Consider the following 13,491-nt stretch of genomic DNA (forward strand, 5'->3'; position numbering starts at 1 on the left):
GGCCTCAGGCGGTCGAGGCGGCGCCGCTTGCGCGGTACGCGCGGGGCGACAGGTCGAACCGTTGCCGGAATGCCCGGCTGAAGTGGCTCAGATCGTTGAAGCCGTGTGCCATCGCGATCGCGGAGATACCGAGACCGGCGCGCGTCGGATCCTGCAGATCGGATGCTGCACGTTCCAGACGCCGGCGCCAGATATACCGCGTCAAGGAAGTGTTCTCGGCTTCGAACAACTTGTTGATATAGCGCGGCGACAGATTCAGCGCAGTGCTCACCATCGATGTGCCAAGTTCGCACACGTCGAGATGGCGCTCCACGAAATCCCTCACGCGCATCAATGCGGTGGCCCGGTATTCCGAGAGCGGAAGTGGTGAAGCCAGGATGACCTCGTCCAGGGCGGCAGCCAGCAGTTCGGTGAAGTTCCTGACCACCTTTTCCGACGCGGCCGGTTCGAGAAGCGAGGCCTGCTTGTTGAAGCTGACCAGGTACCCGAAGAGGATCGGGCACATCTGGCTCGATTCCGCCAGGCTTCTCGCTGTGATGCGATGAATGCTCGCGGCCCGGTGTGCGATGGCCGATCGCGCAAGCTTGATCGTGATGAGCTTGAACGCGTCGTCGAATCTGAGCGAATAAGGACGCTGAGCGTCGCAGACGGCGCCATCGCCGGCCCTCAACACAACGCTTCTTCCGTCCTGCTCCGCCAAGGCTGTGCCCGAGAGCACGAAGTTGAAGATCAGCGACTCTTCTCCGGAACGCGATATGGCCGAAGGCCGGCGGGCGACGCGGTGCGCTGAAGCTTCGATCTGGGCAACGCTCAACCCTTCGAGATGCGATCCCCTGACGGACGCCTCGAAGGCCATTCCGTCCATCGGCCTGCACTCGAGATCGACCAATGCACGGCACACGACGTCCTGCCAATAGCCGAATTTGTCGTGGTGATCGAAGTCGGCAGTGGAAGCGAGGATCGAGGTGGCAGTTGAGGTGGACATGGCGGCCCGCCTGGGGCTGACGTTGCACTTGCTCGGTGCCCGGGCAACGCAGGCCTGGTGCATTGATCCGGATGTCCGGAGTCTGATTGAAATCATGCAAGGTTGATGCCAAGAAAACCCTAGGTCACTCCTCGGCGGAGCGCATCTGCAGCCCCTGCGAAGGGCCGTTCCAGTCAACTTTTCCGGCCGGGCCAACAAAGTCGCGCGTGCCGGAAAAAAGGAAAGTTGGGCAGGCCTTCGCGGAGGGCTGTAACCGCAACGGAGCGCACCTTGAAGACATCGACTCACATGCCGAACGCCGGCGACACAGGCCTTGCTGGCAACCGCCGCCAATTGCTTCGCGGCGCGGCGGCGCTCGGCGCGGTAGCGGCCCTTGGCCAGGCCAGTTCGGCTTGGGCGGCCGACAAGGACACGATCAAGATCGGCTACATCAGCCCGAAGACGGGTCCCTTCTCGCCGTTCGCCGAGGCCGATGACTTCATCCTCGATCAGGTGCGCAAGTCGCTTGCGGACGGGCTGACCGTCGGCGGCAAGAAATACAAGGTCGAGATCCTGGCGCGCGACGACCAGAGCAGCCCGGACCGGCAGTCCAACCTGGCGGCCGAACTCATCAACAAGGAGAACATCGACCTCATGCTGGCGCAGGTGTCGATCGGTCCCAACGCATCGCAGCAATGCGAGCTCAACGGCGTTCCCTGCATCTCGACGGTAGGTCCGTGGCAGGCGTGGCTGTTCCCGCTGAAGGGCGATCCGGCCAAGGGCTTCAAGAGCGTCTTCCACTTCTTCTGGGGCCTTGAAGACATCGCCGACGTGTACCTGGACATCTGGTCCGGCGTGCCGTCGAACAAGGTCGTCGGATCGGTCTTCAGCAACGACGTGCCGGGCAATGCCATGGGCGACATGAAGCTCGGCATGCCCGGGGCCTTCGCCAAGGCCGGCTACAAGATCGTGGACATCGGCCGGTTCCCCGCCGGTGCCGACGACTTTTCCTCCTACATCCAGGCCTTCAAGAAAGACAACGTAGAGATCGTCACCGGCCTGTTCAATCCGCCCGAGTGGGCTTCGTTCGTCAAGCAGTCCGCGCAGATGAATTTCAAGCCGAAGGTCGCGACCGTGGCCAAGGCCTTGCTCTTCCCCGGCGGGGTCGCTGCACTCGGTCCGCGTGCCGACGGCATGTCGACCGAGATCTGGTGGACGCCTGCCTACCCGTTCAAGTCGAGCCTCACCGGCCAGACGGCCAGGCAGTTTGCCGATGCCTATACCGCCGCTACGAAGCGCGAGTGGACGCAGCCATTGGGTGTCGTTCACGCGCTGTTCGAAGCAGGAATCCAGGTGCTCAGGGCCAGCGGCGACCCCAAGGACCCGGTCAAGGTGGCCAACGCCGTGCGCGTGATGAAACACGACACCATCATCGGCAAGCTCGACTTCGCATCGAGCGGCATCAAGAACGTCTCCAAGATACGCGTCGTCGGGGGGCAATGGCGAGTGAACGCCGCAGGCAAGCCGGAGCTCTTCATCACGAACAACAGGACGGCGCCGGAGATTCCCGTGCAGCGCAAGTTCGAACTCCTGAAGCTCGCCTGAGGAACTGCCATGCTGCTTGAACTGCGCGACGCGACCAAGCGCTACGGCGACATGGTCGTCATCCCGAAGCTCTCGCTTTCCGTCGCGGAGGGCGAATTCATCGGCGTGATCGGTCCCAACGGCGCAGGCAAGAGCACCATGTTCGGGCTCATTTCCGGAAGCACGCGCTGCGACAGCGGCAGCGTGCTTCTCGACGGCCTGGACGTCACCACGCTGGACGCGGCGCAGCGGTGCCGCGCGGGCATCGGGCGCACCTTCCAGATTCCGCAGCCGTTCGAAGGCATGACGGCCTACGAAAACGCGTTGGTCGCCGCGACCTTCGGCAGCAGCGGGAACGGGAGTGCCGCACAGGCATTGGCGGTGGACGCGATCGAACGCTGCGGCCTCGCTCCCGTGGCGAACAAGCTGGCAGGCACGCTCACGCTGCTTCAGAGAAAACGCCTCGAGCTTGCGCGTGCGATCGCCACGCAGCCACGCCTGTTGCTGCTCGACGAGGTGGCCGGAGGGCTGACCGACGGCGAGATGCAGCAGCTGCTGCAGCTGATCGTCACGATTCATCAGAGCGGTGTCACCGTTCTGTGGATCGAGCATCTGGTGCACGCCCTGGTTTCGGCGGCGGATCGTCTTGTGGTGCTTGCAAGCGGTGCCGTCATCTGCGATGGCGATCCCCGGTCGGTCATGGACGACCAGACCGTGCGGGACACATACCTGGGCTCCGACATCGGCGAGGAGGTGGACCGTGCTGCGCACTGAACGGCTCGATGCGTACTACGGCCTCTTCCAGGCGTTGTTCGGTCTCACCTTCGAGGTCAAGCCGGGAGAGACAGTGTCCTTGATCGGATCGAACGGTGCGGGCAAATCGACGCTGCTTCGTTCGATCGTCGGCTCGGTCCGCGCACGCCCCGACGGGGTTCTGCTCGACGGCCGGCCCGTGGGCGGCGACCCGGAGCGCAAGCAGCTCGATCGCGGCATCGCACTGGTGCCGGAAGGCCGACGGTTGTTTCCCAGCCTGACGGTTCGCGAAAACCTTCAGTTGGCCATGCGCAACGGACGCAAGGGGCCATGGACCATCGAGCGCCTGATGAAGGAGTTTCCGGTGATGGAAGCGTTTCAGCACCGCCCGGCGACAGCCTTGTCGGGTGGTCAGCAGCAACTCGTGGCGCTCTCGCGCGCGCTGGTCTGCAACCCCGGCTATCTGCTGTGCGACGAGATCTCGCTGGGCCTCTCTCCGGTTGCCGTCAACGAGGTTTACGAACTCCTGGGACGGGCCCGAAGCGATGGCCTGGCCGTCGTGCTGGTGGAGCAGAACGTCAAGCGCGCGCTTTCCGAATCCGATCGCTTCTATTGCATCCAGAAGGGGCGCGTGGTGCTGGAAGGAACGTCCGAGCACGCGGACCATGCGCAAGTTGCCCAAGCCTACTTTGGAATCTGACATGCAAGCATTTATCGAGACCATCGCAGGTGGGCTGATGCTCGGTGCGCTCTACGCCCTTTTCGGACTGGGCCTCAGCCTGAGCCTCGGCGTCATGAAGATGATCAACATCGCGCACGGCGATCTGATCGTCCTGGGGGCTTATTTGTGCAGCACCGCGATGCAGCTCTTGGGCGTCGGTCCGTTTCTCTCGTTGCTCGCCGTGGTTCCCATGATGTTCGTCATCGGCTATGTGCTGCAACGGGTGTTGCTCAACCGCGTGGTCGGCAGGGGCGCGCTTTCGCCGCTGCTGCTGACGTTCGGCCTCTCGATCGTCGTGCAGAACGTCCTGCAGGAGGTCTATACGGCCGATACGCGCAGTCTCCAGGCCGGCGAGTTTGCCTTGCGGGGCTTCGATCTGGGTGGCGTGTCGATAGGCCTGCTGCCGCTCGCCTCGACATTGATCAGCGTAGCCATCTTTGCGGGCACCAGTTGGCTGATAGGTCACTCGCATCTGGGTCGGCAGGCGCGTGCCGTGGCGGACGATCCCGGCACCGCGCGTCTCGTTGGCGTCAATGACCGCAACTTCTTCGCGCTGGTCACCGGCTTTGTCCTCGCCGTGATCGCGCTGGCCTCTGTGATGTACGGCATCAGGACGCCGTTTTCCCCGACGGCGGGCCCTGAGCGGCTTCTTTACTCGTTCGAGGCCGTCGTGCTCGGCGGCCTCGGCAATGTCTGGGGCACGTTCGTTGGTGGCTTGATCATCGGCGTGGCGCAGCTTCTTGGTGCCAAGGTGTCGTCGGGCCTTGGCCCCTTCTTTGGACACCTGGTCTTCTTGATTGCGCTGCTGGCGCGTCCACAAGGGCTTTTTGGAAAGGGTTCCCGATGAACTCGGTCGCATGGATGGACGGGGCACGGTCCGGTAAAGCGCGGCGTGCGGTAGTTGGCGTCGCCTTGCTCGTCGTGGTGGGTGCCTTGGCTTTGGCGCCGTGGTTCACGAGCTTCGCAACGCAGCGTCTCCTTGTAGAAATCTTCACCGTCTTTGCGATGGCCCTTGCCTGGAATCTGCTCGCAGGCTACGGCGGGCTCATCGTCGTGGGGCACCAGATGTTCGTCGGCGTGGGGGCCTACGCTTTGTTCGCCCTTTCCAACAGGCTGGGAATCAACCCGTGGTTGATGCTGCCGCTGGCAGCGGCGGCGACCGCGCTTTTCGCACTGCTGAGCGCACTGCCGATGTTCCGGCTCAGCGGCGCCCACTTTGCGGTGGGAACGTGGGTGCTCGCGGAGATGCTGCGAATCCTGACGCTCAACAGCGAATGGCTCGGAGCCGGCGGCGGCATGCCGCTCGAGGCACTCGCAAGCTTCGATCGCTGGACACGCAACGCGGGTGTCTATTGGTCGGCGCTGGTCACTGGCGTTGGCGCACTCTTTGTCGCCCGCCTGATGCTCAGGGGCAAGCTGGGCCTGGCGCTGATGAGCGTGAGGGATTCGGAGGCCGCGGCGGCCGCATCCGGCGTTTCGATCCAGCGAGCCAAGCTTGCGCTCTGGGTCATCGCGGGATCCATCACGGGGCTCGCGGGAGCCGTGGCCTACATGAACACGCTGCAGGTGACGCCGGATGCGAGCTTCTCGTTGAACTGGTCCGCTGCAGCCATCTTCATTGCAGTCCTGGGCGGTATCGGAACACTGGAAGGCCCGATCCTGGGAACGATCCTCTACTTTCTCTTGCGCGAGTCTTTCGCCAGCTACGGCTCCTGGTACTTCATCGGCCTCGGCTCGCTGGCCATCGCCACCATGGTGTTCGCCCCTGGCGGCGCCTGGAGCCTCGTCACCCGGCGATGGGCCATCGATCCTTTTGGCGTGCGGCGCGACATGCCTCGCCGCTGACCTCGTCTCCCCTTACTTCAGTTCACTTCCGGTCAAGGAAATCCAGATGTCCGAAACAACATTCAAGGTCGCCGTCGTCCAGGCTTTCCCGGTCTTTCTCGACGCGAAGGCGTCCACGGAAAAAGCCATCGGCTTGATCGCCGAAGCGGGTGCGAACGGCGCCAAGCTCGTGGCCTTTCCCGAGGTCTTCATTCCGGGCTACCCGTGGTGGCTGTGGCTCGGCACGCCTGCATGGGGGATGCGGTTCGTCTCCAGATATCACGCGAATTCGTTAAGGGCGAACGGGCCCGAGCTGGCTGCAATCGCTGCCGCCGCCAAGGCATCGGACATCAATGTCGTGATCGGTTTTTCCGAGATCGAAGGTGGCTCCCTGTACATCAGCCAGGCGCTCATCAGCGACAAGGGCGAGATGGTGTTCAAGCGCCGAAAGCTGAAACCTACGCACGTCGAGCGCACGTTGTTCGGCGAGGGCGATGGATCGGACTTCCAGGTCGCCGACAGCAGCGTCGGCCGGCTGGGTGCGTTGTGTTGCGCGGAGCACATCCAACCGCTTTCCAAGTACGCGATGTACTCGATGCACGAGCAAGTGCACGTCGCGTCCTGGCCGTCGTTCACGCTGTACCGCGGCAAGGCCTTTGCCCTCGGGCACGAGGTCAACCTGGCCGCCAGCCAGATCTACGCGCTCGAAGGGGGCTGCTACGTGCTTCATTCCTGCGCCGTCACCGGGCAAGACATGTTCGACGTGTTGTGCGATACCCCCGAGCGAGCGGAGCTGCTCAATGCCGACGGAGGCAAGCCTGGTGGCGGCTACTCGATGATCTTCGGCCCGGACGGACAGCCTCTGGTGGCACACATGCCTCAGGACCAGGAAGGCCTGCTCTACGCGGAGATCGACCTCGCCAACATCGCTGTTGCCAAAGCCGCTTATGACCCATCAGGTCACTACGCTCGCGGCGATGTCGTACGCCTCATGGTCAACAAGAGTCCGCGCCGAACGAGCATTGGTTTTGGAGAAGGCGGAACCGAAGGGGCGCAATGGACAGAAGCCAGGCCGGATTGAATTCCTTTGCTCCAACGCTCTCTCTGGCTGCGGTTTGGCGCCGCAAGCCAGGATTGAGCGCCGGCCTCCGGTGCATGCCGTTCAGAGGCTGTGCGCACGGCGTGAGAGGGCAACGCCATTCCCCTGAAAAATGAGTGAGTGCATCTCGATTTTCGATGCAGTCGAAAAGCAAGGGACGAGCTCTCGGCTGCTCTAATCCGTCGATCGCCGCATCAGGAATGGAGTGTCTTGTCAGGCGCAAGTGTTAGTTCAGGTTTGGCCTGATGCGCCGGTACTTCCATTTTTGTCGGACGTCACTTAAGAGCTGGCCATAACTTGTCGCACGGTGAATCCGAAGCGACGCTCCGCGTCACATTCCGGCTCGATTGACGTGTTCTTCCCGGCAGGTAACCGAGGCATGAATCGTGCGCCTCATGGCGCGGCCGGCGAGTGGATCCGGGCCCGGCCTGCGGCACGCCGCTGGCCATGCACCACGACAGCAATTCCTGCATGCGAAGTACGCGACGTGTGCGCCGGCTGGTTTCTTCAACCGTAAAAGAATTTCTCCCATGATGATGTTTCCTCGAGGATGGGTTCTCGCCCTGATGTGTTCGGTGCTCCTTTCTGGCTGTGGCAGTAGAGGTGGCGGCAACCAAGGCAGTGGTTTCCGCGACTTTTCCGTTCATTGACCAAGAAGGTTCCCATGTTTGACAGAACCAGATTTGCTGCTGCGTTGCTCGTGCTGATCGCGGTCGTGCTCCCGGGTTGCGGGGGCGGAGATTCGGGGAGTTTCCAGGCAGCCGCCACGGTCCCTGCTGTCGCGGGGACCACCCCGGAAGTCCCCGCTGTCGCGGGAGGCACGCCGGAGACTCCCGCCGCCACAGGAGGCACCCCCGAAGTCCCCGCTGCCCCGGGAGACAGCACCCCGGTGGCCCGCGTCATCAAGCACCCGGGCGTTGGGGTCAGCCTCTCGGATCTCGCGACGCTCAAGACATACATCGACCAGGGCAGGGAGCCATGGACGTCCGGCTTCGCGCAAGTGGCGGGCAGTCCCCAGTCCAGGCTCAGCTACGGAGGGTATGGCCCGTTCGCGAAAGTGAGCCGCGCCCCCGACGAGAACCTCTGGGCCTGGCGCAACGACATGGTCGCGATCTCGAACCTCTCGCTGATGTGGTACTTCACCCGTGACGAGCGATACGCGGAGAACGCGAGCAAGTTCCTGCTGGGGTGGGCCAACACCCACACGGAGTTCTCGGGCCGCGAGTCGATGCTCGACCTGGGCGACTACGCGCTGCAGTTCGTGGGCGGAGCGGAAATCCTGCGCACCACCTGGCCGGGCTGGAAGGAGGCCGACACGGCGACCGTCAAGAAGTACTTCAAGGACGTGCTGATGCCGGCGGCGAACCCCTATGGCGAAAGCATGTTCGGCGCCGCCAACAAGGGCGCACTGTCCGTCGCCGCGCTGGGGCTGATGGCGATCTACAACGACGACATCGAGACATTGGACAGGGTCGTCTACCAAACGCGCACGCTCGCCCACATCGGGCTGAGAAATTCCAACGACATCGGCATGCTTGGCGACTACCTCCGCGATCAGGGGCACGCCTATGGACAGCTCAAGTCACTGACCGTGCTCGCCGAGGCGCTCTGGAGCCAAGGCATTGACATCTATTCCGATCTTGACAACCGCCTGCTGGCCGCGGGTGAATATTTCGCGCGGGTGAACGAGCGCGTGCCCACGACAGCGCTTCCTTTCGGCACCACCGATCGCTACTACCTCACCGACGTCACCGGGCACGGCTGGGACGGCGCCAATGGCGGGGCCGTGGCGCTGACCCAGATCTACAACGCCTACGTCCTGCGCAAGGGTCTCCAGGCACCCTTCATCGCGCAGAGGCGCCTGCGGATGCCGGTGGACGGCGGCAGCTTCATGTTCCTCAGGGAGGCCGACACCTCCAGGGCGACGCCGCCGCCGGCACTGCCCATTCCTTCGGCGACCTCGATCACATTGGGATTCAGCAGTGTCGACATCGGAGGCGCCAGCCCGGCCGGCTCGGCCACCTACGCCGACGGCAAATGGAACGTGGCTGGGGCAGGCTGGGGTATCTGGGACGCACTCGACAGTTCCCACTTCGTCTACAAGGCCCTCACCGGCAACAGCACCATCATCGCGAAAGTCGAGTCGCTCGAGAACACCCACCCGTCCGCAGTGGCGGGCGTGATGATGCGCACAAGCCTGGAACCAGGCGCTCCGCGCGCCTGGATGGCGATGAACTACAAGAGTGAAGTCGTGCAGAACATGACGAAACTGGCGGTGTATGGCGGCGCGAACTACGCGAACAAGGGTGTGAGCGCCGGGCCCACTCACTGGGTGAAGCTCGAGCGCATCGGGAACATCATCACCGGCTACGTTTCTCCCGATGGCACCAATTGGGCCGCTACCGATGTCGGCCGCATCGTCGCTCCCGTTCCCGACACGATCTATGTCGGGATGGTGGTCTCGTCGGTCACAAGCAAGCTGAACAACAGCGTCTTCAGCAATGTCCAGATCACCGGCGGCGACGGTGGTGCGCCGGCCGTCATCCCGGCAGCGCCCGCCATGCTGCTGGCCTCGCCGGGCGACGGCGCCGTCCCGCTGCGCTGGCAGGCGTCCTTCGGGGCCACCGGCTACACGGTCGGCCGTTCCGAGTTCAGCGGCGGGCCCTACGAGGCCATCGCATCGGGCGTCACCGGCAGCAGCTACACGGACACGTCCGTGACCAATGGCACCACCTACTACTACACCGTCACGGCGAGCAACTCCGCCGGAACGAGCGGCCGTTCTCCCATGGACAGCGCCACGCCGGTCCGTACGATGGTGAACGTGGCCACCGGCGGCACCGCAACCGACAGCGCGGGCAATGCGACCCAGGCAAAACGCGCCTTCGACCGGAACTCGCTGTCGCAATGGCTCTACGTGGGCACGGCCGGCTGGCTGCAGTACGACCTCGGCCATCCGGAGCGCGTCCAGCGCTATTCGGTCACCAGCACCACCAACCCGGTCCCGCGCGATCCGAAGGACTGGCAGTTCCAAGCCTCCAACGACGGCACCACCTGGACCACGCTCGACACGCAAAACGACCAGGCGTTCGACATCCGCCTGGGGCTGAAGACCTACACGATCGCGAATCCGGCCGCCTATCGCTACTACCGGCTCAACATCACAGCCAACAACGGCGACGGCACCCTCACGGATCTCGCCGAACTGGGGCTGTTCGTTTCCAAGCCGTAGCGAACCCGATGCGCGATGGATGGCGCATCGACCCTCCTATGGCATTTCCCGTGCACTGACCGGGTCGGCCGTCGGCGGCAGCGCGCCGCGCAGGGGGCTCGGTGCGAGCTTGCGCGTGTCGGCCAAAGGCTGCGGCGGCGGAATCAGCTGCGTGCCCTCCATGCGGGTGCTGCCGTTGCCGCGGTTGTTCGAGCGTTGCAGCGCCGCTTCGGGCAACACCGGGGCGGCGTTCACGCCGCGCAGCATCACGTTGTCGGTGTTGGGCTGCACCTGCAGCTGCTGGCCGCGGATCTCGTCGTAGCGGTCGTAGGCGAAGGCCTCGGTCGAGGCGCCGTCGCGCATCACCGCCGGGCGCAGGAACATCATGAGGTTGCTCTTGTTGCGCGTGCGGTTCTCGTTCTTGAACAGGTTGCCCAGCACCGGGATGTCGCCGGCCAGCGGGATCTTCTCGATGTTGTTGTTGTAGGTGTCCGACAGCAGCCCGCCCAGCATCACCAGTCCGCCGTCTTCCACCAGCACGCTCGATTCGATCGAGCGCTTGTTGGTGGTCGGGCCGTTGGGGTTGGCCAGCGAGTTCTGGTCGACGGTGGAGGTCTCCTGGAAGATCGTCATGCGCACCGTGCCGTTCTCGTTGATCGTCGGGCGCACGCGCAGGGTGAGGCCCACGTCCTTGCGCTCCACGGTGGTGAACGGGTTCACGCCCACCGAGCCCGAGGTGCTCGCGTACGAGCCGGTGGGAAAGGGCACGTTCTGGCCGATGATGATCTTGGCCTCTTCGTTGTCCAGCGTCAGCAGGTTGGGCGTGGAGAGCACGTTGGCATCGCCATCGCTGTTGAAGAAGTTGGCGATGGCACCCAGGATGTACTGGCCGCCAATCTTGCCCGCAATGCCCAGGTTCAGCCCCGGCTGGATCGAGGAGGCCAGACCCGCGGCGTTGCGGGTGGCCAAGGCCTGCGTCAGGGCCAGGATGTTGTTCCTGTTGAGGCTGGAGTTGGTGCCGATGACCGCGTTGTTGCCCAGCGCGCTCTGCCACTGGACGCCGAAGTTCGCCGCCTTGTTGGCGCTGACCTCGACGATCAGCGCTTCGATCATCACCTGCGCGCGGCGGCCGTCGAGCTTGTCGATCACCGCGCGCATCTGGCGGTACTGCGGCTCGGGGGCCGTGATGATCAGCGAGTTGGTCGACGGGTCGGCCTGGATCTGTCCGCCGGTGGAGGGCTGATTGGCGTTGTTGAGCGGTGCGTTGGCCGCCGGCGAGCCGCTTTGGCCGCCCGTGCTGTTCTGCATGGCCTGCTGCGGCACGGCACTGCTGCCGTCGGCCGCACCCGCGCCCGTGGTGCCCGATGGCCGGTTCGCCGCCATCGCGGCGCGCAGCGTGGCCGCGAGGCGCACCGCATCGGCGTTCTTCAGATAGACCACGTAGATGTTGCCGGCCACGCCATTGCTGCTCTCCGCGGGCGGGCGGTCGAGTTTCTCGATCAGCGTGCGCACGAGCTGCGCGCGCGCCGGATTGGCTGCGCGCATGAGCACCGAGTTGCTGCGCGCATCGGCCAGCAGCGTGGTGCGGAACGACGCGTCGGCGCCGCCCGGTGCTTCGCTGACGTTCGGCGCGCCCGATGCACCGCCATCGATGAGCCGCTGCACCAGCGGAATGAGGTCGGTGGCGATCGAGTGCTTGAGCTGGATGACCTCGACATCGGAGGCATTCGGCACATCGAGCGCCGCGATGATGCGCGCGAGCCGGCGCATGTTGTCGGCGTAGTCGGTGATCACGAGCGAGTTGTTGCCCGGGTTCACGTTGATGGTGTTGTTCGGCGGAATCAGCGGGCGCAGCACCGGCAGCAGGGCGTTGGGCGACTCGTGGTTGAGCCTGAATATCTGGGTGACGACCTGGTTGCTGGCCGACGAAGGCACGGCGCCGATGGAGGTGTTCACGGCAACGCTCTGCAGCTTGGCATTGGATTCGAGCACCACCTTGTAGAGGCCATCGGTCTCCACCACCGCAAAGCCCTGCAGCCGCAGCGCCGCGGCGAACTGGTTGAAGGCAGCAGCCGGCTGCACGGGGCGGTCGGTCACGAGGTCCATCGTGCCCTTCACGCGCGGATCGACCACCACGTTGCGCCCGGTGACCACCGCCATGGTGCGGGCTACGGCCTCGATGTCGGCGTTGGAGAAATTGAGCGTGATCGGACTGCTGCGAACAACGGGCGCTGCCGCGACATCGGTTGGCCCGGGCGTCTCCACCATCCGTGGCTCGGCAACGGCAACCGCCTGAAGCGTGACCCGCACCGAATTGCCTTGCAGCTCTGCCGTGTACGGCACCGGCTGCCGCAGGTTCAACACCACCCGGCTGCGCTCGCCGGCCTGCACCACGTTGATCGAGCGCAGGTTGGGTTGATTCACTTCGATCGCTGCGCGTCCGACATCGTTGGTGGCGCCAACGAAGTCCAGTGCGATGCGCGCGGGGCTCGCGACCGAAAAACTGCCGGGCGGTGCGGCGAGCGGTCGTGCCAGGTCGATCTGGATCACTTCCGCACCCTGTTGCATGGCGCTTGCGACCGCCTTGATCGCGTTCTGCGCACAGGCCGTGCCGACCGCGCCGGCCGCAAGCAGGCCCAGGCACGCGGCCTGAAGGAGCAATCGGAACCGGAGCGCGCCCCGTGCGCCGAGGCCTTTCACTGGCAGGAGATTCGTCTCGGATCGAATGGCCGAGCACCAGGGGGAATCATTGCGGCACGCGGCAGCCGCGCGGGAAAAGGGAGCATGGGGGTACGACGCCAACGGCGGTTTGAATTTCGATGTCGATCACACGCCGTTGCTGCTTCGCCAATCCTTGGGGAGTGGCGTTCGCATCCATGCCCGGCATCGCTCGCAAGAGATTCGGCTCTTGCGAGCGATGCGGACCCCATGTGTCATTCGGGAACCTTGCGCGCCGATTGTTTGCTGAAACGTCTGCTTTCCGATAGCCATGAAAAATGGGATTCAGCCGCGCATTTTTCGAAGCAATTGCCAGTGACGCCGAGTGCTATGCGTTCTGAGATGCCAGATTCACCTCTTGGCAGGCATGCACGGCTGGCCGTTGATCCGCATGGCCTTCAAACGATGGCGCCGCGGATGGCGCGAAGCAGGTCCAGACCAGGAAGGCAACTCATGGGTATGGAAGAGACGAGTTGGTGCTGAGCAAGGAGTACCGGGGGCAATGGCGGCGATGCTCAAGGATTTTCGAGGCATGCTGGTGCCGACATCGGTACTGCGATCGTGCAGACCTGAGTGTGCATGCCGAGCACGTATTGACGAATGACCGCGGCGGCAAC

9 protein-coding genes are annotated in these 13,491 nt (G+C 64.2%); 7 read left to right on the plus strand and 2 right to left on the minus strand.

Annotation, left to right across the window (positions count from 1 at the left end; genetic code table 11):
• Positions 1 to 4: 4 nt before the first annotated feature.
• On the minus strand, positions 5 to 985 hold the full coding sequence (locus QF040_RS18410; RefSeq protein ID WP_429612259.1) for a helix-turn-helix domain-containing protein: 981 nt from the start codon (positions 983 to 985) through the stop codon (positions 5 to 7).
• A gap of 270 nt (positions 986 to 1,255) precedes the next feature.
• Here QF040_RS18410 and QF040_RS18415 point away from each other — a divergent pair, with 270 nt between their 5' ends.
• The 7 genes from QF040_RS18415 (at position 1,256) to QF040_RS18445 (ending at position 10,177) form a co-directional block, all read left to right on the plus strand.
• Positions 1,256 to 2,569, plus strand: a complete 1,314-nt coding sequence (locus tag QF040_RS18415; RefSeq protein WP_429612260.1) for an ABC transporter substrate-binding protein — start codon at positions 1,256 to 1,258, stop codon at positions 2,567 to 2,569.
• A 9-nt stretch (positions 2,570 to 2,578) separates the two neighbouring features.
• Positions 2,579 to 3,322 (plus strand): ABC transporter ATP-binding protein, encoded by a 744-nt coding sequence (locus QF040_RS18420; RefSeq protein ID WP_429612261.1) that lies wholly within the window; start codon positions 2,579 to 2,581, stop codon positions 3,320 to 3,322.
• On the plus strand, positions 3,309 to 4,001 hold the full coding sequence (locus QF040_RS18425; protein ID WP_429612262.1) for an ABC transporter ATP-binding protein: 693 nt from the start codon (positions 3,309 to 3,311) through the stop codon (positions 3,999 to 4,001). The genes QF040_RS18420 and QF040_RS18425 overlap by 14 nt, the downstream gene beginning before the upstream one ends.
• Position 4,002: 1 nt before the next feature.
• Positions 4,003 to 4,869, plus strand: a complete 867-nt coding sequence (locus tag QF040_RS18430) for a branched-chain amino acid ABC transporter permease (RefSeq protein ID WP_429612263.1) — start codon at positions 4,003 to 4,005, stop codon at positions 4,867 to 4,869.
• A complete protein-coding gene (locus QF040_RS18435; RefSeq protein ID WP_429612264.1) occupies positions 4,866 to 5,867 on the plus strand; it encodes a branched-chain amino acid ABC transporter permease in 1,002 nt (333 codons plus the stop codon). The genes QF040_RS18430 and QF040_RS18435 overlap by 4 nt, the downstream gene beginning before the upstream one ends.
• Positions 5,868 to 5,913: 46 nt before the next feature.
• Positions 5,914 to 6,927 carry a nitrilase gene (locus QF040_RS18440; RefSeq protein WP_429612265.1) on the plus strand — a complete coding sequence of 338 codons (1,014 nt, stop codon included), beginning with the start codon at positions 5,914 to 5,916 and terminating at the stop codon, positions 6,925 to 6,927.
• A gap of 907 nt (positions 6,928 to 7,834) precedes the next feature.
• Positions 7,835 to 10,177, plus strand: a complete 2,343-nt coding sequence (locus QF040_RS18445) for a discoidin domain-containing protein (protein ID WP_429612266.1) — start codon at positions 7,835 to 7,837, stop codon at positions 10,175 to 10,177.
• A gap of 36 nt (positions 10,178 to 10,213) precedes the next feature.
• Here QF040_RS18445 and gspD read toward each other — a convergent pair whose 3' ends face one another.
• Positions 10,214 to 12,817, minus strand: coding sequence for a type II secretion system secretin GspD (gene gspD, locus QF040_RS18450; protein WP_429612267.1), 2,604 nt, complete (start codon positions 12,815 to 12,817; stop codon positions 10,214 to 10,216).
• Between the last annotated feature and the right edge of the window lie 674 nt (positions 12,818 to 13,491).

This window comes from Variovorax sp. W2I14, from assembly GCF_050435205.1.
Taxonomy (GTDB): Bacteria; Pseudomonadota; Gammaproteobacteria; order Burkholderiales; family Burkholderiaceae_C; genus Variovorax; species Variovorax paradoxus_C.